Source organism: Brevibacterium luteolum, assembly GCF_025147615.1.
In the GTDB taxonomy this organism is placed as follows: Bacteria; Actinomycetota; Actinomycetes; order Actinomycetales; family Brevibacteriaceae; genus Brevibacterium; species Brevibacterium luteolum.
The window spans coordinates 1-22,387 of sequence record NZ_JALXPM010000004.1; the positions used below are offsets into that span (position 1 = coordinate 1).

Annotated in this window: 21 protein-coding genes; 2 read left to right on the forward strand and 19 right to left on the reverse strand. The window is 66.7% G+C overall.

Annotated features, from left to right (window positions below; all coding sequences use genetic code 11):
- Positions 1-245: 245 nt before the first annotated feature.
- From M3C25_RS01660 to M3C25_RS01725, 14 genes are all read right to left on the reverse strand, one after another.
- Complete coding sequence (locus tag M3C25_RS01660; RefSeq protein ID WP_165884529.1) at positions 246-1,205, reverse strand: NUDIX hydrolase; 960 nt, start codon at positions 1,203-1,205, stop codon at positions 246-248.
- 22 nt (positions 1,206-1,227) lie between these two features.
- Entirely contained in the window at positions 1,228-1,713 is a 486-nt protein-coding gene (locus M3C25_RS01665) for a RidA family protein (RefSeq protein ID WP_259854697.1), read from the reverse strand.
- Between the two features lie 11 nt (positions 1,714-1,724).
- Positions 1,725-1,880 (reverse strand): Sp36 family protein, encoded by a 156-nt coding sequence (sp36, locus tag M3C25_RS01670; protein WP_165884527.1) that lies wholly within the window; start codon positions 1,878-1,880, stop codon positions 1,725-1,727.
- Positions 1,881-2,117: 237 nt separating this feature from the next.
- The gene (locus M3C25_RS01675) at positions 2,118-4,445 is read right to left on the reverse strand and encodes a transglycosylase domain-containing protein (RefSeq protein WP_259854698.1); all 2,328 of its coding nucleotides are present in this window, start codon (positions 4,443-4,445) and stop codon (positions 2,118-2,120) included.
- A gap of 137 nt (positions 4,446-4,582) precedes the next feature.
- A complete protein-coding gene (locus M3C25_RS01680) occupies positions 4,583-5,488 on the reverse strand; it encodes a metallophosphoesterase (protein WP_259854699.1) in 906 nt (301 codons plus the stop codon).
- Between the two features lie 31 nt (positions 5,489-5,519).
- Positions 5,520-6,476 (reverse strand): metal ABC transporter permease, encoded by a 957-nt coding sequence (locus tag M3C25_RS01685; protein WP_259854700.1) that lies wholly within the window; start codon positions 6,474-6,476, stop codon positions 5,520-5,522.
- A gap of 14 nt (positions 6,477-6,490) precedes the next feature.
- Positions 6,491-7,267 (reverse strand): metal ABC transporter ATP-binding protein, encoded by a 777-nt coding sequence (locus tag M3C25_RS01690; RefSeq protein ID WP_259854701.1) that lies wholly within the window; start codon positions 7,265-7,267, stop codon positions 6,491-6,493.
- 49 nt (positions 7,268-7,316) lie between these two features.
- Positions 7,317-8,501 (reverse strand): metal ABC transporter solute-binding protein, Zn/Mn family, encoded by a 1,185-nt coding sequence (locus tag M3C25_RS01695; RefSeq protein WP_259854708.1) that lies wholly within the window; start codon positions 8,499-8,501, stop codon positions 7,317-7,319.
- A gap of 273 nt (positions 8,502-8,774) precedes the next feature.
- On the reverse strand, positions 8,775-9,815 hold the full coding sequence (locus M3C25_RS01700; protein WP_259854709.1) for an aspartate-semialdehyde dehydrogenase: 1,041 nt from the start codon (positions 9,813-9,815) through the stop codon (positions 8,775-8,777).
- Positions 9,812-11,116: an aspartate kinase gene (locus tag M3C25_RS01705; RefSeq protein WP_259854710.1), complete on the reverse strand. Its 1,305-nt coding sequence runs from the start codon at positions 11,114-11,116 to the stop codon at positions 9,812-9,814. Before M3C25_RS01705 ends, M3C25_RS01700 begins: the two co-directional genes overlap by 4 nt.
- A gap of 190 nt (positions 11,117-11,306) precedes the next feature.
- Complete coding sequence (locus M3C25_RS01710) at positions 11,307-11,549, reverse strand: helix-turn-helix domain-containing protein (protein ID WP_259845704.1); 243 nt, start codon at positions 11,547-11,549, stop codon at positions 11,307-11,309.
- Positions 11,549-12,172 carry a hypothetical protein gene (locus tag M3C25_RS01715; protein ID WP_259854711.1) on the reverse strand — a complete coding sequence of 208 codons (624 nt, stop codon included), beginning with the start codon at positions 12,170-12,172 and terminating at the stop codon, positions 11,549-11,551. The genes M3C25_RS01710 and M3C25_RS01715 overlap by 1 nt, the downstream gene beginning before the upstream one ends.
- Before the next feature lie 266 nt (positions 12,173-12,438).
- The gene (gene recR, locus M3C25_RS01720; RefSeq protein WP_165884517.1) at positions 12,439-13,047 is read right to left on the reverse strand and encodes a recombination mediator RecR; all 609 of its coding nucleotides are present in this window, start codon (positions 13,045-13,047) and stop codon (positions 12,439-12,441) included.
- Positions 13,044-16,325 carry a DNA polymerase III subunit gamma and tau gene (locus tag M3C25_RS01725; protein WP_259854713.1) on the reverse strand — a complete coding sequence of 1,094 codons (3,282 nt, stop codon included), beginning with the start codon at positions 16,323-16,325 and terminating at the stop codon, positions 13,044-13,046. The genes recR and M3C25_RS01725 overlap by 4 nt, the downstream gene beginning before the upstream one ends.
- A 192-nt stretch (positions 16,326-16,517) precedes the next feature.
- On the opposite strand from M3C25_RS01725, the gene M3C25_RS01730 reads away from it, so the two are divergent.
- Positions 16,518-16,775 (forward strand): hypothetical protein, encoded by a 258-nt coding sequence (locus M3C25_RS01730; protein WP_259845707.1) that lies wholly within the window; start codon positions 16,518-16,520, stop codon positions 16,773-16,775.
- On the opposite strand, the gene M3C25_RS01735 is transcribed toward M3C25_RS01730, so the two are convergent.
- Positions 16,776-17,540, reverse strand: coding sequence for a TIGR03085 family metal-binding protein (locus M3C25_RS01735; RefSeq protein WP_259854714.1), 765 nt, complete (start codon positions 17,538-17,540; stop codon positions 16,776-16,778).
- On the reverse strand, positions 17,537-18,457 hold the full coding sequence (locus M3C25_RS01740; RefSeq protein WP_259854715.1) for a Sir2 family NAD-dependent protein deacetylase: 921 nt from the start codon (positions 18,455-18,457) through the stop codon (positions 17,537-17,539). The genes M3C25_RS01735 and M3C25_RS01740 overlap by 4 nt, the downstream gene beginning before the upstream one ends.
- 69 nt (positions 18,458-18,526) lie before the next feature.
- On the opposite strand from M3C25_RS01740, the gene M3C25_RS01745 reads away from it, so the two are divergent.
- Positions 18,527-18,976, forward strand: coding sequence for a flavodoxin family protein (locus M3C25_RS01745; RefSeq protein WP_170273142.1), 450 nt, complete (start codon positions 18,527-18,529; stop codon positions 18,974-18,976).
- A 53-nt stretch (positions 18,977-19,029) separates the two neighbouring features.
- On the opposite strand, the gene M3C25_RS01750 is transcribed toward M3C25_RS01745, so the two are convergent.
- From M3C25_RS01750 to M3C25_RS01760, 3 genes are read right to left on the reverse strand one after another with little or no spacing between them, the layout of a single operon-like run.
- Positions 19,030-20,211 carry an ABC transporter permease gene (locus M3C25_RS01750; protein ID WP_259833024.1) on the reverse strand — a complete coding sequence of 394 codons (1,182 nt, stop codon included), beginning with the start codon at positions 20,209-20,211 and terminating at the stop codon, positions 19,030-19,032.
- Complete coding sequence (locus M3C25_RS01755; RefSeq protein ID WP_259854717.1) at positions 20,208-20,945, reverse strand: ABC transporter ATP-binding protein; 738 nt, start codon at positions 20,943-20,945, stop codon at positions 20,208-20,210. Before M3C25_RS01755 ends, M3C25_RS01750 begins: the two co-directional genes overlap by 4 nt.
- Positions 20,942-22,030 carry a permuted SH3 domain-containing protein gene (locus M3C25_RS01760; protein ID WP_102161169.1) on the reverse strand — a complete coding sequence of 363 codons (1,089 nt, stop codon included), beginning with the start codon at positions 22,028-22,030 and terminating at the stop codon, positions 20,942-20,944. The genes M3C25_RS01755 and M3C25_RS01760 overlap by 4 nt, the downstream gene beginning before the upstream one ends.
- Positions 22,031-22,387: the final 357 nt, after the last annotated feature.

Sequence of the window (22,387 nt, forward strand, 5' to 3'; positions counted from 1 at the left end):
TTTCCACCACGGCTGGCACGAACGCCACGGCTGGCGATCAACACTCCTCAACGGGCTACCCGCCTGGATACCACCCCAGACCCTCGACCGAACCCAGCGCCCGCTCTTCCACTCCCGATTCCAAGCCGAACTAGCCGACCCAGTCACACTCTTCCCCGAATGACGTGCGGCCCCGCACGTTCGGGCCGCGACGGCAACACAAGCGCCGGAACCACCTGCTGCCCGAGCCGCCTGCTGCACCGGTGTCAGCTCTCTGCGCCGAACAGTCCCGAGCTCTTCTCCAGATCGGATTCCGTCACGACCTTGCCGACGTCGCGGATGCGGCCGCGCTCCGAGGGATCAGCCCGATCAGACAGCGACACCCACCACTGGTCATCGTGCCGGACGATCTCCGGCAGGATCGGCGAGACATCGCGCACCCGCGCCATCGCCGAACCGACGGTCGGCGTCCGGGCGAGGCTCTCACACACCAGCCTCGTGGCAGCGGAGATGTATTCGGCGTGCTCGGGGTCAGCGTTCTCCAGCACCTTCGCCGGGGCCATCCACCCGCCCCACGATTCATTGACCGACCGGAAGGAGACGGTCTGCCCGTGCGGCACAGCGCAGATGAAGAAGATCGTGTCGTGGCGGCGCAGCTGCCACGGTGTGTTCACCCACCGCATCCACGGTGAGAGCAGGTCCAGGCGCATTTTGAGGTCGCGCTCGGCAACCAGCTGCCCGAGCCGTGCCCGGCCGGTCACCAGCTTCTGCCGGCTGTCCTCCCACAACGGGGTGTCCGTCGATGAGATGATCCGCCCATCGACGTCCTCAGCAAGCAGCACGCCGAGCAGCTCCAGTGCCGCACGTGCCGCCGTGGCGAAGTAGTTGAGCGCCTTCGTGGTGTTGTCCATCCGCAGCAGCCGGGCGCACTTGGCTGCATCCCACACAGCCAGAGGCAGGTGATGGATGTCCTCAGGGTGCAGTTCGGCAGACGGGAACGCCCACCGGTTCTTATCGGTCAGCCCCGGCGCATCGGCCTGCCGCGTGACGAACACCTGGATGCCTCCAGGGGTGTCGCGCACGCAGACGACGGCTGCAGCAGGAATCGGCACCGAGGGGGTGGGCACGGTCTCGCCCGACGCGAAGAGGTTGAGCAGATGGGACAGCTGCTGCGAAACCGGTAGCTCTCGCGCCGGGCGATGCCGTGTCAGACGATGGGGACTCATCGAGTCTCCGGTAGCCAGGCGGTCACAGACCCGGCTTCGCCTCGAACGGCCGGACCTTGACGATCATCTCCACCTCGACTGGCGTGTCCATCGGCAGTGCGGCCACGCCCACGGCGCTGCGTGCGTGCTCGCCACGGGCACCGAATACCTCGCCGAGGAACTCGGAGGCGCCGTTGACGACCTTCGGGTGGTCGGCGAAGTCGGCTGCCGAGTTGACGAAACCGGTGACCTTGACGATCTGCTCGACCTCATCGAGATCGCCGATGACGGACTTGACCGCGGCCAGTCCGTTGACGGCAGCGAGCTTGGCGGCCTCATAGCCGTCCTCGATACTTACCCCGCCACCGAGCTTGCCGGTGACCTTGAGCTCACCGTCGACGAACGGAAGCTGTCCGGAGGTGTACACATAGTCGCCTGACCGCACGGCCGGGACATACACACCCGCAGGCTTCGCCACCTCGGGAAGTTCGACTCCGAGCTTGTCCAGCTGCTGTTCAATGCGTGCCATCTGTCGTCTCCTTATGCCTTCGGGCGCTTGAGGTAGGCCACGAGACCGTTGCCGTCGGGGCCGGGGATGACCTGGACGAGCTCATACCCGTCTTCGCCCCACTGATCGAGGATCTGCTTCGTTGCGTGGACGATGAGCGGTACGGTGACGTACTCCCACTTCTGCATGTGCGAGCCCTTTCTGTTCGACTGCCCTCAGCCTAGTTCAGCCGCCTCACACGCGGCTACCGCTTCCGAGGTGTGGGCTACCGCTTCCGAGGTGTGGGCACCCCCCTTCCGAGGCGAGAGTCGCTGGCGAGGTGCTGGGCCCCTCGCAGCGGCGCGCCGCGAACAACGGCTCATTCCGGACAGCCGAGAGGCGGTGCAGGAAACGTGTTCCTGCACCGCCTCAGTCAGCATCAGACGTCAGCCGCCGAGCGACGGCGGCTCGTCACCGCCACCATCGTCGCCGCCGTTGTTGCCGCCACCATCGTCGCCGCCGTTGTTGCCGCCGCCACCGCCGCCGTTGTTGCCGCCGCCACCGCCGCCGTTGTTGTTGCTGCTGCCGCCGCCGCGGTTGCCGCCGCCGTTGTTACCGCTGCGGCTGCCACCGGACTTGGTGCTGCTTTCGGGCTGGGTGCCAGATGGGCGGGAGAATCCGGTGTTGCCCTTCGTCTCCTTGATGGCCTTGCTCATGTAGGACTGCCAGGTCTGGCCGGAGATGGTCGCACCGTAGATCCGGCCGCGGACCTTGCCCTTGCTGTTCTTTCGCCAGTCCATGTTTTTGTCCGGATGGCCGGTCCACACCGCAGTCGAGATCTTCCGGGTGAAGCCGACGAGCCAGGTCGAACCGACTTCGAAGTTCGTCGTACCGGTCTTCGCACCAGCCGGCGCGCCGATCCGCAGTGAGGAGGTGGTGCCGCCGTTGAACGTCTGCGAAAGCGCCCAGGCAACCGAATCGGCGACCTTCTTATCGAGCACCTTCTTGCAGTCGGCCTTCGGCACGTCGACCTTCTCACCTTCGGAATCGGTGATCTCGGTGATGGGGGTCGGGCGGCAGTAGGTGCCGCCTGAGGCATACACTGCGTATGCGCTGGCCATGTCGATCGGCGCGACCTGCACGATGCCCAGCACCGAGGCGGGCTTGAGGGCGTCAGTCGTACCATCCTGGAGCTTCGTGTCCAGCGGCGAGCCGTTTCCGTACTTGATGCCCAGGTCGGTGGCGGTCTTCATGATCCCGCACATGTCAAGCTGGTTGGCCATGGCCGCATAACCGGTGTTGACGGACTTGCGGGTGGCGTCGAGTGCGGTCATCGCGGAGTTGCCACCGCCGTCGCCGGCGTTGTTCGGATTCCACTTCGCCCCGTTGTTGTCGCAGCCACGGTACTTCCATGACCCGGCAGCGTACTCGCGCTTGGTCGCGTTGACCGTCGAGCCGAGGGTCTTGCCCTCCTTGAGCCATTCGGTCAGCACGAACGGCTTCCACGTCGAACCCACCTGGAAGCCGTTGGCGCCGTTGTGGGAGTTGTCGACGTTGAAGTTGATCTGGGTGTCAGAGCCCTTCTTGCCCTCAGACGCCGTGTAGTTGCGGTTCTGTGCCATCGAGAGCACCTTGCCGGAACCAGGCTCGACGGAGACGATGGTGTGACCGGCACCGGAGGGATCGCCGACCGGAACCCGCTTCTTCACGGCCTTGTCGGCTTCGTTCTGCATCTTCGGGTCGAGCGTCGTCTTGATCGTCAGGCCGCCGCGCTGCAGCAGGTTGCGGCGCTCCTCCTTCGTCTCACCGAAGATCGGGTCGTTCTCCACGACACGCTGGACGTAATCGCAGAAGTAGCCCTTGTTGCCGGCAGCCGCGCATCCGTTGGGGGTCTCGTGAATGTCGAGTTCGAGGTCGGAGTTGCGCGCTTCGTCGTACTCCTCCTGCGTGATCTTGCCCTGCTTGTGCATGAGTCCGAGCACGGTGTTGCGGCGTTCGATGGCGTTCTCCGGCTTGGTCTGCGGATTGAAGGCAGCCGGGTTCTTCACAATGCCGGCCAGGGTGGCCGACTGCTGGATATTCAGGTCCTTCGCCGAAATGCCCCAGTAGCGCTGAGCCGCGGCCTCAACGCCGTAGACGCGCGGGGTGCCGGAGTAGTTGTTGATGTTGAGGTAGCGGTTGAGGATCTCATGCTTGCTGTACTTGTTCTCCACGGCCGCAGCCAGCTTCGCCTCGCGGAGCTTGCGGGCGTATCCGGCTGCACCGGAGCTCTCGGTGGCCTCTTCAATCGCTGCGCGGTTGCTCTCGTCCTCAGCGTTGGCGTTCTCGCTCAGCACGTTCTTGACGTACTGCTGCGTCAGTGTCGAACCGCCCTGGGTGTCATCGGAGAGCAGGTTGTAGACCACTGCGCGGGCGATGCCCTGCAGGTCGACCCCGCCGTGTTCGAAGAAGCGCTCATCCTCGACGGCCACAGTCGCCTGCTGCATCTGCTCGGAGACATCCTCGAGGGAGACTTCCTTGCGGTTCTGCCAGTAGAAGGTCGCGATCTCCGAGCCATCGGAGGCGAGCATGCGGGACTGCTCGGCGAGGGGACGCTCGTCGAGTTCGGCCGGCAGCGCGCTGAACAGCTCGACGCCGGCGTCGGCTCCCATGGAGGCAACGCCGACGGAGGGGATCGCCAGTCCTGCACCGACAACGCCGGCGACGACGCTGACGGCGATGAACTGAAACAGCGCCGCGACCTTGTTGGAGGATTCTGAGACAGATGACACCATGCGGATCATTTTAACGAACAGCGCAAGTCGATTCCCTCAGCATTCGCCCAATGAACCTGACAATCACGAAAGTCCCGGTGGGGCGGCTAACGCCCCACCGGGCCCGCAGGGTCGGACACGGAAGGTCCAAATGGGCCTCAGCTGCGGGCAGTCAGGGTGATGAGGGAGACCTCCGGTGGGCACGCGAAACGCACTGGGGCGAACGGCGAGAACCCGAGCCCGGCCGAGACATTGACCGTCATGCCGCTGTAGTCGAAGGCGCCCTTGGCATACCGGGCCGGCAGGTCGCAGTTCGTCACCAGCGCTCCGTAGAAGGGCATGCACACCTGCCCGCCGTGCGTGTGACCAGCGAAGGCGAGGTCCGCTTCGGCGGCGGCGAAGGCATCGAGCACGCGCAGGTACGGCGCATGGGTGACACCGATGCGCACATCGGCGGCCGGTTCGTCGAAGCGCGGCCACTCCTCGTCGAGCCGGTCGCGGTTCATGTGCGCATCTCCGATGCCGGCGAAAGCCAGACGGGTGCCGCGCAGCTCGATCTCTGAGCCGCGGTTGTCGAGGAAGGCCCAGCCGCGCTCAGCGAAGGCGTCGACGAGCTCCATGGTCGGCAGGGTCGCATTCTTCTTCGAATGCTTCACCTCTGAGGGTGCGCCGAGATAGCGCAGCGGGTTCTTCATCTGCGGGGCGAAGAAGTCGTTCGATCCCAGAACGAACACCCCGGGAACGTCGAGGAGCTCGTCGTAGACCTCCAGCAGCCGCTCGAGCATCGGGGCGGCGAGGTTGTCACCGGTGTTGACGATGAGGTCGGGCTCGAGCTCGGCCAGCTGCGAGACGAATGCCATCTTCCTCTTCTGCCACGCGCACAGGTGCAGGTCGGAGATGTGGAGGATGCGCAGGTCCTCGGCACCCGGCGGCAGCACGGGCACAGTGCTGCGGCGGATGCGGAACAGCGCCGGTTCGATGCCGGCAGCCCAGACGGCACCGGCAAGCCCAGCCGCGGACACGGCCCCGGCTCCGGCGAGAGTGGTGGCGAGCGTTCGATTCATCTGCCCCATCCTAGCGGCAACCGGGGACAGGTCAGCGAGCGTCCGTGCCCGAGGCGTCCCCCGCCTCGTCAGCGGTGCTCACCAGCGAGGGGTGGCGATGGACATCGGCTTCACGACGGATCCGGGCGCGGGTGTGGCGGGATTTGCGGCGGTGGCCGATGAGGCGGCAGATGAGGTAGATGAGGAAGCTGATGGTGGTGACGAAGGGGCTGATCGGCACGACCGGTGAGCCGAGCGCGATGAGGATGCCGCCCACGGACGAGATGACGGCGAACAGCATCGACAGGACCGGCACGAGAACCGGAGAGGCTGAGATCTGGGTGGCGGCCGCCGCCGGGGTGACGAGCAGGGCGAGGACGAGGAGCACGCCGACGACCTGGACGGACAGCGCGACGGCCAGCCCGAGGGCGAGCATGAAGATGATCGTGAGCGCGGTGACCGGAACGCCCTTCGCGCGAGCGACGGCCGGGTCGATGCTGGCGAAGACGAGTGGGCGCCAAATGATGAGCAGGGTGACGAGGACGATGACCGCGCAGATGACGAGCGTGCGGATCTGGCCCGAGTTGATCGCCACGATCTGACCGGTGAGCAGTCCGAACTTGTTCGCCGCGCGGCCGTCGTAGAGGGCCAGGAACAGGATGCCGAGGCCTAGGCCGAAGGGCATGAGGACGCCGGTGATGGTGTTCTTCTCACTGCTGCGCGCACCGCCGATGCCGATGAGCAGAGCCGCAGCGAGTGAGCCGATGATCGAGCCGTAGACGACGTCGAAGCTGATGAGTAGCGCGAAGGAGGCTCCGGCGAAGGAGAGTTCGGCGACGCCGTGGACGGCGAACGGAATGTCGCGGGCCATGACGAAGACGCTGATGAGGCCGCCGACCACGCCGAGCAGTGCGGCTGCGAACAAGGAGTTCTGCAGCAGCACGATGAGCTCGCCGTAGTTTTCGAACGTGAAGTACTCGGTGAGGATGTTCGATGCCAGGTGAGTCATGGTGCCTGCGCTCCTCAGATCGCCCCGGCCGAGGGCTCGGGGTGATGGATCGGGTGATGGTCGGAGTCGCTGCCGACGATGACGATGCGCCCGCCGGCGCGCACGACGTCGATCGGTGAGCCGTAGAGTTCGCTGAGCGCCGCGGAGTTGATGACTTCGTCTGGGGTGCCGACGAGGAAATGTCCGCCGGCGATGTAGAGGACCCGGTCGACGTACGGCAGGATCGGATTGATCTCGTGAGTGACGAAGAGGATCGCGGTCTGGCGGGCCCGGCGCTTCTCGTGCAGCAGGCGGGCCACGAGCCGCTGATGGGTCATATCGAGGTGCAGCAGCGGCTCATCGCACAGCAGCAGGTGCGGGTCCGAGCTGAGAGCCTGGGCGACGCGCAGGCGCTGCAGTTCGCCACCGGAGAGCATGCCGACCGGGGAGTCGGCGTAGGTCTGGGCACCGACCTCTTCGAGCAGCGCTTCGACCTTCTGGCTGCGCGAGCGGGAGAACCAGCCCGGTCCCCAGCGGTGGCCGTCGAGTCCCATGCGCACGAGGTCGCGGCCGCGCATCGGGGTGTCGTCGTCGATGCCGCGCTGCTGGGGGATGTAGCCGATGTCCGGGTCTCCGCGTCGGGCGCGGTGGCCGTTGACGCGGGCCGTACCGGAATACAGTTGATACTGTCCGAGGAGGACCTTGAGCAGGGAGGTCTTGCCGCAGCCGTTGGGGCCGAGGATGGCGATGAACTCGCCGGGCTCGACGTCGATGTTGAGGTTGTGCCACAGCACCCGGTCCCCGAAACGCAACTGTGCGTCGCTGAGCTCGAGGACCGGGTTGGTGCTGTGTGATTCGGAGTCAGTGATCGTGACCTGCCAGCGCTTCCTGGACGTCCTTGATGTAGCCGCCCATCCAGTCGATGTACTTCTCGTCATTGTCCATGGTCTCCGCCAGATTCACGACCGGCACACCGGCGCTTTCGGCGGTCTTCTTCAGTTCGTCGGCCTGCGGGCCGGCGTTCTGCGAATTGTAGGCGAGGACGACGACTTCCTCGTTCTCGATCTGCTCCTTGGCCTTCTTCAGCACCAGCGGCGGCACATCGTCGCCGTGTTCGACGGCGGAGAGGAAGTCCTGGGAGGTGATGTTCTCGATGCCCATGTCGTGGAAGAGCCACAGGGCGATCGGCTCGGTGGCCGCGGCTTTCTCACCCTCGTGCTCGGACTTCGCCTCGTCGAGCTGGGACTGCAGCTTGCCGAGTTCGGCCTTGTAGTCCTCAGCGTTCTTCTTGATGTCGTCAGCGCTGTCGGGCAGCTCGTCGCTCAGCCTCGAGGAGACCTCGTCGACGAGTTTCGTCATCGTCGGCACGGAGTACCAGACGTGTTCATTGAAGGCGCCGTGGTCATGGTCGTGATCGTGGCCCTCTTCGCCGTGGTCATGGTCGTGATCGTGGCCCTCTTCGCCGTGGTCATGGGCGTCTTCGCCGTGGTCATGGGCGTCTTCAGTACCGTGATCGTGGTCCTCGTGGCCTTCTTCACCATGGTCGTGGGCATCCTCGGTGCCGTGATCATGTGCCTCTTCGGTGCCGTGGTCATGGCCTTCTTCACCGTGGTCGTGGCCGTCTTCGTCACCGTGATCATGGTCGTGAGGTTCGTTGGCCACGCCCTCCGAGCCCGGCAGGCCCGAGATGGCGACGGTGTCGACGACGGTCGGTTTGTGATCGGCAGCCTCGAGCATCGTCGTCATGAAGGCGTCATAGCCGCCGCCGTTGACGACGACCATGTCGGCCTTCGACAGCTTGAGCTGGTCCTGGGCGGTGGCCTCGTAATCGTGCGGATCCTGTGTCGGATCGTCGATGACCGGAGTCACCTCAGCTGCATCGCCGGCGACGTTCTTGACGATGTCAGCGTAGACGTTGGTGGACGTCACAACGGTGAAGTCCTCGTTGCTGCCCTCGGCGGAGTTGTCGGAACCACCGCAGCCGGCCAGCGCGACAAGGGAACCAGCGGCGAGAGCTGCAAGAACAGGAGTGCGGAGCGAGCGCATAGGACACCTTTCCAGGCGGAGATTGTCGATCTCGTCGGACGTTACTCCTATACATCAACACATCGCTAATGGATTTATTGCAATGTTTTTATGGTTCCGGGATGGTCGTTCATCTGCGTGCTCAAGCGGCCAGTCCGTCATCATTCGCGGGCACCGAACACATGTGGCTGCATCGGGCAGATCTCCTGCCCGATGCAGCCACGATGACCGGATCCGCTGCGCCGACAGCCGCATACTGCAGCGCACTGCCGCGCACCGCAGCCGACAGCCGCCTCAGCTGCGTTCGGCGATGAGGCGGGCGATCTGCACGGTGTTGAGCGCTGCGCCCTTGCGCAGGTTGTCATTCGAGATGAACAGCACGAGACCGCGTCCTTCAGGTACCGACTGGTCGGCGCGGATGCGGCCGACGAAGCTGTCATTGCGGCCGGCAGCCCCCAGCGGAGTCGGCACATCCGCCAGCTCGACGCCGGGTGCGTCAGCGAGCACCTCGCGAGCGGCTGCCGGGGTGATCTCGCGGGCGAACTCGGCATGCACAGCGAGGCTGTGACCGGAGAACACCGGCACGCGAACACACGTCCCAGCCACCCGCAGCTCAGGCAGCCCGAGGATCTTGCGGCTTTCGTTGCGCAGCTTCTTCTCCTCGTCCGTCTCACCTTCGCCGTCGTCGACGATCGACCCGGCCATCGGCAGAACGTTGAACGCGATGGGAGCCGTGTACACCTCGGGAGCGGGGAAGCCGACGGCAGCGCCGTCGCGCACAAGCTGCTCGGCATCGTCGATGACCGCGCGCGCCTGCCCGGCAAGCTCCTCGACGCCAGCCAGCCCGGAGCCGGAGACCGCCTGGTAGGTCGCCACCGTCATGCGCTCCAGACCGGCGGCGTCGTGCAGGGCCTTGAGGACCGGCATCGCGGCCATCGTCGTGCAGTTGGGGTTGGCGATGATCCCCTTGGGTGTGTCGTTGATGGCCTCGGGGTTGACCTCGCTGACGACGAGCGGCACCTGAGGGTCGGAGCGGAAGGCCGAGGAGTTGTCAATGACCGTCACCCCGGCCTCGGCGAAGCGCGCGGCCTGCGCCCGGGAGGTGGCCCCGCCGGCGGAGAACAGAGCGACGTCGAGGCCGGTGGGGTCTGCGGTCGCGGCGTCTTCGACGACGACGGCCTGCCCGGCGAAGTCGAGTTCGCGGCCGGCCGATCGCGCCGAGGCGAAGAACCGGATCGAGGCGATCTCGAAGCCGGGATCATCTGCCAGCAGGTCACGCATGACCTCGCCGACCTGGCCGGTGGCGCCGACGACGCCGATGTTGAGTGCCTTCATCGTCCAGTACCTCCGTACACGATCGCTTCGGTGTCCTCGGCGTCGAGGCCGTAGGCGGTGTGGGCCGCGCGCACGGCGTCGTCGAGCAGCTCGGCGTTCGTGACGACGCTGATGCGGATCTCCGAGGTGGAGATCATGTCGATGTTGATGTGGGCGTCGGCCAGCGCGTCGAACAGCGTCGCGGTGACACCTGGGTGCGAGCGCATGCCCGCACCGACGACGGAGAGCTTGCCGATCTGGTCGTCGTACTGGATGTGGTCGAAGCCGATGCTGCCCTTGGCGGACTCGAGCGCTTCGATGGCCTTGACACCGTCGTCCTTCGGCAGGGTGAAGGAGATGTCGGTGCGGCCGGGGTCGCGGGTGGAGATGTTCTGGACGATCATGTCGATGTCGATCTCCTGGTGCCCGACGGTGCGGAAGATCTCGGCGGCCTTGCCGGGGATGTCGGGCACGCCGACGATCGTGAGCTTGGCCTCCGAACGGTCGTGGGCGACACCGGAGATGATTGCCTGTTCCATTTTCTCTTCCGTTTCTTCTGTCTGTGCGGTGCGGAACGCCTCGGGGATGGGGGCGTCGGTCACCCAGGTGCCCTGGTGCTGGGAGAACGAGGAGCGGACGTGGACGGGCACGCCGTAGCGGCGGGCGTATTCCACGCAGCGCAGCATGAGGATCTTCGCGCCCGAGGCGGCCATCTCGAGCATCTCCTCGTAGCTGATGAGCGAGATCTTGTGCGCACTCGGCACAATCCGCGGGTCGGCGGTGAAGACGCCGTCGACGTCGGAGTAGATCTCGCACACATCGGCTTCGAGTGCTGCAGCGAGGGCGACGGCGGTCGTGTCCGAGCCGCCGCGGCCCAGGGTCGTGATGTTCTTCGTCGTCTGGGACACGCCCTGGAACCCGGCGACGATCGCGACGTTGCCGTCATCGAGGGCGGAGCGGATGCGCCCGGGGGTGACGTCGATGATGCGGGCCTTACCGAAGGACTCATCGGTGATGACGCCGGCCTGCGAGCCGGTGAAGGACTGCGCGTGGTAGCCGAGATTGGCGATCGCCATGGCGAGCACGGCCATCGAGATCCGCTCACCGGCGGTCAGCAGCATGTCGAGTTCGCGGGCCGGTGGGACCGGGGAGATCTCCTTGGCCAGGTCGATGAGGTCATCGGTGCTGTCGCCCATCGCCGAGACCACGACGACGACATCATGGCCGGCCTGGCGGTATTCGACGATCCGCTTGGCCACGCGCTTGACGGAGTCGGCATCGGCCACGGAGGATCCGCCGAACTTCTGCACAACTAGGCTCACAGCAATCACTTTCGTCCGGGTACAGTCGCGTTGCTCGCAACGCCACGGCCCATTGTAAACACCGGCCCGCGCGGGCATCAGAAGGCCCCGCCATCTGGACGATGACGGGCCTTTCCAGTCCCGAGGTGGGGGCACGGTCTCTGAGGGGTGCGCCGGTCCCGAGGGGGCTGGGTTCTCGGGAGGTGAGGGGTCAGCCGGCCGGGACCGGCACCTCGGCAACGGTGAAGAGGTCACCGGGCTGGCAGTCCAGCGCGTCACACAGGGCCACGAGTGTGGTGTAGCGGATAGCCTTGGCGCGGTTGTTCTTCAGCACCGAGAGGTTGGCCAGTGTCATGCCCACCTCGTTCGCCAGTTCGGTCAGGGTCTTGCCGCGGGCGGTGAGCAGCTCGTCGAGGTGGCAGCGGACCGCGCGGGTGGTGTTCTCGGTGCTCATCAGATGACTCCTTCGAGCTCGTCCTCGGCACGCTGGCCGCGCTGCAGGGCCAGGCGGAAGACCTGGATGAGGCCGAGGACGCCGAGCCAGACGAAGCTGCCCATGGTGGTGACTCCGTTGGTGAAGCCGGCTTCGGCGATGCCGAGGTCGCGGGTGACGAGGTTGCCGCCGAGCATGAGGTTGAGTCCGACGGCCAGTCCCGTGCCGAAGGCGGCCCAGAAGGCGATGCTCAGGAAGCGCGAGGCCCGCTGCGACAGCGGCTTGCCTTCGGCGATGATGCTGATGACCCGGCTGAGGTACCAGCCTGCGACGAGGGTTCCGGCGACGAGGATGATCTGTGCGATGAGCACGTGGGTGATCGCCCATGCGCTGAGCTCATCGAAGGGGATGATGAAGCTCATGAGCCCGTCGGCCCGGGCCGGGAGCCCGGGGATGAGACCTTCGGCCTGGTCCGGCAGTTCGAGGGAGACCGTGAGCTCATGGGAGATGATCGCTCGCACGATGCTGGTGACGGCGTTGACGAGGATGACGGCCAGGGCCATGAGGCTGAGAAGTTCCAGGCCTCCGCGGCTCTTGCGACGACCGGTGGCGGTTGCAGGTGCTGTGTTGCCCGGGGTGTTCATGGGCTTCTCCTTAATCGAGGGTTGCCATCCTAAACGAGGGTTGTCATCGTCGTATATCGATTCTCGATATATCGACAATCAATATACTTCTCGAGTTTCGATAAAGGAGTCAAGGGCCTGCGGCATATCGATAGTCGATAAACTGCGTTGTGCCTGGTGAGGCCCCAGAAAAAAAATTCAGCCCGGCCGGGGTTCCGGCCGGGCTGGGCTGTGTGTGCAGGGCCGCGGGCTCCTGTCACGGGGCCTCCGTTACAGGGCTTCGGCTGTCACTGGGCGACGGGGCGGCGGCCTTCGAAGGCGCGGCCGAGGGTGACCTCATCGGCGTATTCGAGGTCGCCGCCGACCGGCAGGCCGGAGGCCAGCCGACTGACGGTGATGCCGAGGCTGGAGAGCAGCCGCACGAGGTAGGTGGCGGTCGCCTCGCCTTCGAGGTTCGGGTCGGTGGCGATGACGCATTCGGTGACCTCCCCGCTCTGCAGCCGCGGCAGCAGGCTCTTGATGCGCAGCTCATCGGGGCCGATGCCGGCCATTGGGTCGATCGCGCCGCCGAGGACGTGGTAGAGCCCGCGGAACTCGCGGGTGCGTTCGATGGCGATGACGTCCTTGGGCTCTTCGACCACACAGATGACGCTCTGGTCACGGCGGGTGTCCTTGCAGATGACGCATTCGGTGTCCTCTGCGACGTTGCCGCAGGTCTCGCAGAACTTCACCCGCTTCTTCACCTCGGTCAGGGCGCGGGCGAGTCCGGAGACGTCCTCGCTGGGACTCTGCAGGATGTGGAAGGCCAGGCGCTGAGCGGACTTCGGGCCGATGCCCGGCAGCTTGCCGAACTCGTCGACCAGGTCCTGCAGGGCGCCTTCGTAGAGCATGCTCATGCGTCCGTCTCCTCGATCACGACACCGCCGAGGATCCGTTCGACGACGGGCACGCCGACGTCAGGGGCCTCGGTGATGTCCATATCCGTATCGGGATCGAAGTCCTCGTATCCGTCATCGGGCCGACCGGCGCCGGTCTGCTGGCGCTGGGCTTCCGGCCCGTCGCCGTTGGCGGCACCAGCCATTGCCGGTCCGCTGCCTGCCGCAGGCCCCGGGTCTGCGGCGTCGGCCGGGCCCGAGGTGTGGGCTGCCTGTTCGGCAGCACCTGGGTTCGCGTCGTGGCCAGGGGTGCTGCCATTGCCGTTCTGCTGGGCGCGCTGCGCGAAGCTGGCGTACGGGTTGGCCGATTCCGCGGACTTCTCGCCCTTCGGCAGCGGGGCTTCTGGTCCGTCGTTGGTGGTGAAGGCGATGTTCGGGTCGGCATAGGCGCCGAGGAAGTCGAGGTCATCGTCCTCCGATGCACTGCCGGTCGCCGAGGGCGCCGAGGCGTCCGGGGCACCAGCGTCAGTCGTTGCCGCGTCGGAGTCTGCCGCGTCAGTCGTTCCGGGGTCGCCTGAATCGGCACCGAATGAATCGGGCTCGTCGTCGATGGCCGCTGGCGGTGGCACGACGACGGCCGGCATGTCGACCGCGCCGGAGCCTGCACTCGTATCTGCCTCGTGCGGGTCAGCGAAGTCAGCACCTGCGTAGTAGTCGTCCTCCGGTGGTGGTTCGGGTCCGTCGTCAGGCTCTTCGACGTCATCGGCGATAGGTGCCTGGCGTGCGGGGTGCTGCTGAGGAGCCGCCGGTTCTTCGGCAGCTGGCTGGTTCGCTGCCGACCGTTCCTCAGTCGACTCGTCCGCGGTCGACTCTTCCCTTGTCGGCTGGCTGCCGGGGTTTGCCTGCGGTTCCGGTTCGGACTGCTCTGCGTTCGGCTTCTCCCCTGCCGTGTCAGGCGTCTCGGCTGCGGGGTGGTCTAGGCCTTGCCCTTCCTCCGCATCGTCGGCGGCGGATTCGGCAACTGCTGTATCGCCGGGGCTCTGCCAGAAGCGCTCATGGTCGATCGGCTCGCGGTCGGCCTCGCGGGGGCCGACGACGGAGTCGATCTCCTCCTGCGTGGGCCGCGGGCGGTTGATCGTGTTCTGCTGCTCCGGTCCACGGGAACTCTGCGGCCCGCCAGCTCCCCCACCGGGGTTGCCCGGGTTGGCTGCGGGCGCGCCGCCGCTGTTGACTCCGGGCACGTTTCCGCTCGCCGGGCCGACTTCGACACGGGCTTGGATGCCGAGCACGTCGTTGAGCGCTTCGCTCAGCTTCTGCGCGTTGTTTCCGCGATTGAAGGAGTTGAGCGCACCAGGGTTGTCGAACCCGAGGTAGAAGACACCGTCGGTGAATCCATAGGGCACCGCACTGTTGCTCACGATCGCGCGAGCGAGCTTCGCTGTACGGCCGAGCGCGTCGAGGATGTCGGGCCAGGCGCGGCGGATCGCGTCGATCTCGGCGCCGGGCTGTCCCGGTCCCGAGGCGGGGGTCGGCGGCTGCGCAGGCTCGGAGGCAGGCTGAGGCTGGGACGGCTGTTGCATGCCCTGCGTCTGGCTGGGCTGCGAGACCTGCCCGGGCTGAGGAGAAGTCTGGGCTGCCGGGGCCGACTGCGGCCGGGCCTGTTCGGGCCGAGCAGACGGTTGAGGCTGAGCTGGCTGCTGCGATTCCGTCGGCTGCTGCGCACCAGTCTGCTGGCCGGCTTCTGCGGCTGCGGGAGCAGAAGAGTCTGCGGCACGCCGCGCAGCGGTGGCAGCGGCTTCGGGCACGGCTGACGCAGTCGGCTCAGGCGCAGTCGCCTCGGGCGCTGCAGATGTCGGTTCGGGCGATGACGGGTCAGCCGCCGGGGCGGATTCTGCGGACTGCCCGGCGTCTGCTTCATCACTGAGCATGGATTCTGCTGCAGCGGCAGCAGCTGCGAACTCGTCGAGGTCGTCGTCGACGCTGCGCGCAGGAGCTGGCGCAGGCTTCGCAGGCTGGGCAGACTCAGTCTGCGTGGCAACACCAGCGGTGCTACCGGTCTCGGCAGCACCAGGACCGTTATCGGTGCCCTCGGGTACGGCAGCCGGCACTGCTCCAGGCGGCAGGGTGCCAGTCGCACCCATGCCGATGCGGCGTTCGATCCGCTCAACGCGGCTGAGCGTTGACCGGCGGGACTTCTCGGCAGCCGGCAGCAGCACGCGCGCACAGATGAGCTCGAGCTGCAGCCGCGGCGAGGTCGCGCCGGACATCTCCGACAGCCCCGTATTGAACAGATCCGCAGCCCGTGACAGCTCGGCCTGGCCGAACGACCGGGCCTGCTGGACGAGTCGCTCCAGGCGATCGGAGGGGACCTCAGGCAGGAACGAGGCCGCCGCCTCGGGCGCGGCACCGACGACCACCAGGTCGCGGAACCTCTCGAGCAGATCCTCAACGAACCGGCGCGGATCCTGGCCGGACTCGATGACCCGGTCGACGACCCGGAACACGGCCGCGCCGTCGCCAGCGGAGAACGCGTCGACGATGTCGCCGAGCAGCGAATCGGGCGTGTAGCCCAGCAGGGCGATTGCGGTGTGGTAGTCGACGCCGTCAGCTCCGGCGCCGGCCATGAGCTGGTCGAGCACGGAGAGCGAATCGCGCACCGATCCACCGCCGGCGCGCACGACCAGCGGCAGCACGCCCTTAGAGACCGGCACGTTCTCCCGCGCGCACAGCTCCTCGAGATAGCCGGTGAGCACCTCGGGCGGGACGAGCCGGAAGGGGTAGTGGTGCGTACGCGAGCGGATCGTGCCGATGACCTTCTCCGGCTCGGTGGTCGCGAAGACGAACTTCACATGCGCCGGCGGCTCCTCGACGAGCTTGAGCAGGGCGTTGAAGCCCTGCGGCGTGACCATATGCGCCTCATCGAGGATGAAGACCTTGAACCGGTCACGGGCAGGCGCGTAGACCGCACGTTCGCGCAGGTCACGTGCGTCATCGACACCGTTGTGGCTGGCTGCGTCGATCTCGACGACGTCGAGTGAGCCGGGACCGTCGTTGGCGAGGTCGCGGCAGCTCGGGCACTGCCCGCAGGGGTGGGCGGTCGGGCCCTCGACGCAGTTGAGGCAGCGGGCGAGGATGCGCGCTGAGGTGGTCTTGCCGCAGCCGCGGGGGCCGGAGAACAGATAGGCATGGTTGATGCGGTCATTGGCGATCGCGGCCATGAGCGGGGTGACCACATGGTCCTGGCCGATGACCTCATCGAAAGTCTCCGGGCGGTAGCGGCGGTACAGTGCAGTAGACACATCCCCTACCCTACTGCGAACCGCTGACATCGCTCAGCTGACGCTGTGGATCCCCGCTCCCGAGGCGGTGGCTGGGTCGGATGCTGCGCGGAGGACGAGGTGTGGCACCATGGTGGCGGAACGGCACCCGTGCACCGCAGAGTGCATACTGCCGAACCGCGTTTCCTTCTCCCCAGATCAGGAGGCCGAAAGATGGATGAGCCGCAGCTTCTGGCGGTGCTCATTGTCATCGCGTTCTTCTTCATCACGCTCTTCGGCGGCGGCTACCTTATCTACCGGACGATGAACCGGCCGAACTCCTATATCGGCGCCCGCATGCACGCTGAGGAGCGGCGTCGGCTGCAGGAGGAGCAGAATGGTTCAACCGGCCCAGCCAGCCCAGCCGATCCGGAGGACCAGCGGGGCGTGACGGGCCCACGCGGCCCGGAGGATCAGTCGCCGGAGCGCTGATCAGCGCTCGGCAGCTTCGCGCTCGCTGTCACCGCGTTCGCTGTCGCCACGGTCGTCGGCACTGACGTCGCCTGGGCACGGCTCCACGATGGGAAGGGTGCCGGTCTGCACGTCGTCTGCCGCCTCGGGGTCGGTTCCCTCAGGCGGGTCGAACTCCTCGACTTCGACGATCGCATGGTCCTTGCGGCCGTAGACCCACAGCAGGATCTCCAGCGGCTTGCCGGTGACCTTCATGATGCCTTTGGACTTGGGTCCGGCGGTGGTGCCGGCGAATCCGGGAGCGTCGAGGATCAGGTGCTTGCCGACAGAGAGAGCCTGGGGCAGCACGAGCATCTTCAAAAGCGGCCACACGCTCATCTGCATATCCCAGGACAGGCTGCGCGGCTGCCAGTCATCGGCGGCGCGGCGGACGTCCTCGTGGTGGACGAGGAACTCCGCAGTGTTCATCACCCGGTCGACCGACGACAGCTTCGCCGGCGACCAGATCGGCGCGCCCTCTGCCATGAGACCGACGAGCTGCTCGAACGGCATCTCGGTGAACTCGGTCTCGACCGAGGTCTTGTACCGGTCGAGTGACGGGAAGCGTTCGGCCAGCTGCGGAGAGGCGTTGCCCGGCAGCGCGAAGGGCCGGCGGTCGCGGATGACGAGGTGAACTGCCAGGTCCCGCACCGTCCATCCCTCACACAGGGTGGGTGCATCGGGGCCGACATCGAACATCAGCGCCGCTAGGCTGAGCCGTTCGTCGCGTGCGTAGTTCTTCCTCATACACTCAGTGTGCCGTCTGCTGTGCGAGGGCGTCCACATTTCTCGCTGAGTGTCTGCAGAAAGTCCGCAATCCGGCTGGTGGAGCGATAATCGGCCAGGTCATCGCCGCGCGTCGGGCCGTCGGTGACGATGACGATCGGCTTGCCGGCCTTGGCCGCCCGGCGGACGAACCGCAGTCCCGAGTGCACCGCCAGCGAACTGCCGGCCACAAGCAGCCCTGACCCGGCATCGACGGCGGCGGTGGCGGCCTCAACGCGCTCACGCGGGACGGATTCGCCGAAGTACACGACATCGGGTTTGAGGATGCCGCCGCAGATCGGGCAGTCCGGGTAGCGGAACCCGGCGGTCTCATCGAGTTCGACGTCGCCGTCGGGAGCGGTCTCGATATCAGCCAGGTCGATCTCGAGCCGTTCGCCGAAGCCGGGATTCAGCGCCGTCGTCTCCTCCTGCAGCCAGCTGCGGTCGAAGATCCGCCGGCACTGCAGGCACACCACCCTGGCGAGGCTGCCGTGCAGCTCGATGACCGGATCGGAACCGGCGGCGATGTGCAGTCCGTCGACGTTCTGCGTGATGAGCGGTCCGAGCCCGAGGCAGGCGAGGAGTTCGTGCCCGCGGTTCGGCTCGGCCAGGCGCATCCGGGGGTAGCCGACCCAGCTGCGCGCCCAATAGCGGGCGCGCTGCCGCGGATGCGACAGAAAGGTCTGGTAGGTCATCGGGTTCCGGCGCGGGGAGCCGGGACCGCGATAATCGGGAATGCCGGAATCGGTGCTCATTCCGGCCCCGGTGAGCACCGTCCACGGGTGCTCACCAGCCGGCGCAGAGTCTGCCAGCTCGGCGATGACTGCGGCGATCTGCTCGTCGCTGTGACTCGGCTGCGGGGTGCGCGCACCGCGCAGCGGATCGCGGATGACTGCCATGCACGGCAGTCTATCGATCCGTGCAAACCGGGCATTCACCTCGGGCGCGGCGCTCGCTACAGTGGAGATATGGCACGTGTGCTGCTCGTCCACCATTCGCCCTCGCCAGCGACTGAAGAGCTCGCTGCGGCTGCGCGGGAGGGGCTGAATATGCCCGAACTCGACGGCGTCGAGGTCATCGAGCGGGCCGCACTCGAGGCGACAGCAGACGATGTGCTCGCAGCTGACGCCTACGTACTCGGCACGACGGCGAACTTCGGCTACATCTCCGGTGCCCTCAAGCATTTCTTCGACACCACCTACTACGACACCCGCGAGCAGACCGCCGGGCGGCCGTTCTCCTACTGGATCCACGGCGGCTACGACACAACGGGGGCCGAGAAGGCGATGGAGGCGATCACCACCGGATTCGGGTGGGAGAAGGCCTTCGAGCCGGTCACCTTCACCGGCGAGGTCGGCGAGGAGCACCTCGCACAGGTCACCGAGATGGCCGCCACGGTCGCCGCGACCGTGATGTGAGGGGCGCCGGGTCCGTGCCCGAGGCAGTGGCCGCGCCCGAGGCGGCGGCCGGGTCAGGTGCGGATCGCGTCGATGATCCGGATACGGGTGGCGACGAGGGCTGGGATGAGACCGGCCAGTCCGCCGACGGCGAGCGCGACGAGCATTCCGACGACCGCGGCTGAGAGCGGGAACGGGGGCGGTTCGGCCAGTCCGCCGAAGAGCTTGTCGGCCACGAATGGGTTGCGCAGCAGCAGGATCGCCGTGCCGACCCCGATGAGGCCTGCGACGAAGGTGCCGACGACGCTTTCCATCATGACGGCGAAGAACACCCGTCCCGAGGAGGCGCCGAAGCTGCGCCGGATGCCGATCTCGCGGATCCGCTGCTGGATCGTCACGACGGCGATGTTGATCATGCCGAGTACGCCCATGGCCATGATGATGCCGGCGATGGCGAGCAGGATCATCTTCACCAGGGCCAGGCCCATGTCGCCGTCCTCGGCATAGTCGCTGCGCTCGATGCTCTCAACACCGAGGCTGGACTTGACTGCTGCGTTCAGCTGCTTGGTCAGGGCCTTGTGGTTGTGCTCAGGCACCCACAGCTCGAAGCGCAGCGAGTCGAATCCGGACTCGGGGCTCATGACCGGCATGTGCTCGGGCAGGAAGTACAGGGAGGCGGACTCGAATACGCCGCCGCCCTGCACCGCACCGATGATGGTGGCGCTCGCCCCGCTCGGGGCGGTGATCGTCATCGGCAGGTCGGCTGCGCTGATGCCGGTCTCGTCGAAGAAGTTCGTCGTCACCACCACCGGCGGGGACATGTTGAGCTCGTCGCCGGGTTCGAACCAACGGCCGGCGGCGACGATCTGGTGGCGCATGATGCGGTAGTCGGGGTCGACGGCGTTGAGGCCGACCTCATAGGGGGTGTCGTGGACGGCGACCGAGCCGAACTCCTCGGAGACCGCGGAGATGTGGCTGATGCCGAACCGCTCGGCCTCGGCGTCGAGCTTGTCGCGGAACACCTCGTATTCGGCCGCGCTGCGCAGTGAGGGTGCGCCCAGGCTCAGGGTCACCGGCCGGCCGCCGAGGCGCTCCATCGACTCCTGCTGGACGCGTTCGGTGATCGCACCGAGCGCGACGACGAGGGTAAGCGCGCACACGGCGACACCGACGCCGATGAGGGACAGCAGCACGCGCAGCTTGTGGATGCGCAGCTCCTGCCAGGCCTCGGCGAGCAGGGACACGATCGTCGTCATGCCGCACCTCCGCCGAGGTGGGAGGCGACTTCGGCTGCGGTGGCGGTTTCGAGCAGGTGCAGGTGGCCGTCCTTGAGCTGGAAGCGGCGGCCGGCCATCGCGGCGATGTTCGGGTCGTGGGTGATGGTGATGAGCGAGCAGTCGCCTTCAGAGGTGATCTTCTCCAACAGCCGCATGACCGACAGTCCGGTGTCGACGTCGAGGGCGCCGGTGGGCTCATCGGCGAGCAGCACGCGCGGGGAGCGCACGATCGCCCTCGCGATCGCGACCCGCTGCTGCTCGCCTCCGGAGAGTGCGATCGGCAGCTGGTTCAGGCGGTGGCCGAGTCCGAGGCGCTCGAGTGCGCGGGTGGCGAGCTTGCGGCGCTGCCAGAACTCCGATGGGATGCCGTAGAGCAGCGGGGCTTCGACATTCTCCAGGGCGGTGCGGCCGGGCAGCAGGTTGAACTGCTGGAACACGAACCCGATGTCCCGGCCGCGGATCACGGCGGCCTTGCGCTGGGCGATGCGCGACACCTCGGTCCCGGCGAACCACATGCCCCCGCTGGTAGGCCGGTCGAGCAGGCCGAGGATGTTGAGCAGGGTCGATTTGCCGGTTCCCGAGCGGCCGACGATGCCGACGTGGTCGCGCGGGTAGACGTCGAGGTCGATGCCGGTGAGGATGTCGAGGATGCTGTCGTTGGGCAGCCGGACGGAGCGGGTGACGTCGCGCAGCTGCAGGATCGGGGCGCTCACATGTCCCCCGCGTCGAACTCGCCGAGGTCGTTGTACTCCTCGTCGGCCTCCGGCTGGGCGCCGGGGACGTAGGCGGCGATCGTCTGGCCCTCTTCGAGGCCCTCGGTGATCTCGACGTGCTCGCCGTCGTTGAGGCCGAGCTTGACCTTCGTCTCGACCGGTTCGCCGGTCTCGCCGATGACCCACACGCTGCCCTCGCCGATCGCCCCGCGCACGGCGGTGGTCGGCACGACGAGCACATCGGTGGCGGTGCCGGCGTCGAGTTCGAGTTTCATGTCCAGGCCGTTGTAGACGGTGACCTCATCGGGCACCTCGCAGCTGAGCGAGGGCCCGGATCCGGCACCCAGGGCTGGAGCCGCATCCTCGGAGGAGTCGTCGCTGGGCTCCTCGTCCGCACCCGAGGTGTCGGTTCCGCCGGACCCGCGGCTGCCGGAGACCTGGTTGAGGCGCAGGCTCGTGCATTCGAAGGGCTGCGGTCCGTCGGTGATCGTGACGGTGCCGGCGCCGGGCATCTTCGGGATGCGGTAAAGCTGGGCGGGTTCGATCGAGGCGACGGCGCGGAAGGAGTCCTGTTCGATGCTCGTGACCGCCTGGCCCTTGGAGACGTCTTCGCCCTTCTCGACGCTGTACTCACCGACGACGCCGTCAGCCGGCGCGACGACGTTGATGTAGCGCGGGCGCGGGGCCGGTGGGGCGGCGGGGGCCGGGGCGTCATCGCCGAGGTCATCGCCGTCACCGGGCTCTGGGGCCGGTTCGGGGGCTTCGCCTTCGACCTTGATCTGGTAGAGCTGGGCGCCCTGCTTGACCTGGCGGCCGGATTCCTCGAAGACGTGGACGAGGGTGCCGGTCTCACTGGCCTTGGCGTCCTTGGCCGGTTCGACTTCGATCTTGCCGTCGAAGGTGAGCTTGTTCGACACGTCGCCGCGTTCGACGATTGCCTCCTCGGCCAGCGTCTCCCCGGTCGGCTCACCGCCGACGGTCTCGGAGGTCTGCGGGCGGAATGCCAGCCATGCCAGAGCCACGGCGATGATAAGCAGCACCACCAGGTAGCTGACGGGAAGGACGACACGGCGGAAGACATGCATGGGGAGCACCTCGGGGATCGACTGCGCTGCGCGCGTGGGCGCGCAGCGTGAGCACGAGTCTAAGGAGGACGTATGACAGGAGTGTTGCGATTGCATGTCACTGCTGGTCACAGAACCGCAACGAACAGTGTTCAATAGCGGTCGCGAAAGCCGGTTCCGGCCACTGAGCCGCCAACGCGGTTACTGTAGAAGGGTGACGACGCATGTGAGGCGCCTCACCGGGACCCCGCTGCAAGTTGCCGCCAGGCAGACATTCCGAGATGGTATGTGACGGAGTTCGATACGCAGATCCGCTGACAATACGGGAAGAATGACAGTGAATACTGACCATACAAGACGCGACAACGAACCGGATCA

Coding starts and splice junctions, on each gene's coding strand:
- M3C25_RS01660 (WP_165884529.1), bottom strand. CDS start 1,205: ATGAGTCCCCATCGTCTGACACGGCATCGCCCGGCGCGAGAGCTACCG.
- M3C25_RS01665 (WP_259854697.1), bottom strand. CDS start 1,713: ATGGCACGCATTGAACAGCAGCTGGACAAGCTCGGAGTCGAACTTCCC.
- sp36 (WP_165884527.1), bottom strand. CDS start 1,880: ATGCAGAAGTGGGAGTACGTCACCGTACCGCTCATCGTCCACGCAACG.
- M3C25_RS01675 (WP_259854698.1), bottom strand. CDS start 4,445: ATGGTGTCATCTGTCTCAGAATCCTCCAACAAGGTCGCGGCGCTGTTT.
- M3C25_RS01680 (WP_259854699.1), bottom strand. CDS start 5,488: ATGAATCGAACGCTCGCCACCACTCTCGCCGGAGCCGGGGCCGTGTCC.
- M3C25_RS01685 (WP_259854700.1), bottom strand. CDS start 6,476: ATGACTCACCTGGCATCGAACATCCTCACCGAGTACTTCACGTTCGAA.
- M3C25_RS01695 (WP_259854708.1), bottom strand. CDS start 8,501: ATGCGCTCGCTCCGCACTCCTGTTCTTGCAGCTCTCGCCGCTGGTTCC.
- M3C25_RS01700 (WP_259854709.1), bottom strand. CDS start 9,815: ATGAAGGCACTCAACATCGGCGTCGTCGGCGCCACCGGCCAGGTCGGC.
- M3C25_RS01710 (WP_259845704.1), bottom strand. CDS start 11,549: ATGAGCACCGAGAACACCACCCGCGCGGTCCGCTGCCACCTCGACGAG.
- M3C25_RS01715 (WP_259854711.1), bottom strand. CDS start 12,172: ATGAACACCCCGGGCAACACAGCACCTGCAACCGCCACCGGTCGTCGC.
- recR (WP_165884517.1), bottom strand. CDS start 13,047: ATGAGCATGCTCTACGAAGGCGCCCTGCAGGACCTGGTCGACGAGTTC.
- M3C25_RS01730 (WP_259845707.1), top strand. CDS start 16,518: ATGGATGAGCCGCAGCTTCTGGCGGTGCTCATTGTCATCGCGTTCTTC.
- M3C25_RS01735 (WP_259854714.1), bottom strand. CDS start 17,540: ATGAGGAAGAACTACGCACGCGACGAACGGCTCAGCCTAGCGGCGCTG.
- M3C25_RS01740 (WP_259854715.1), bottom strand. CDS start 18,457: ATGGCAGTCATCCGCGATCCGCTGCGCGGTGCGCGCACCCCGCAGCCG.
- M3C25_RS01745 (WP_170273142.1), top strand. CDS start 18,527: ATGGCACGTGTGCTGCTCGTCCACCATTCGCCCTCGCCAGCGACTGAA.
- M3C25_RS01750 (WP_259833024.1), bottom strand. CDS start 20,211: ATGACGACGATCGTGTCCCTGCTCGCCGAGGCCTGGCAGGAGCTGCGC.
- M3C25_RS01760 (WP_102161169.1), bottom strand. CDS start 22,030: ATGCATGTCTTCCGCCGTGTCGTCCTTCCCGTCAGCTACCTGGTGGTG.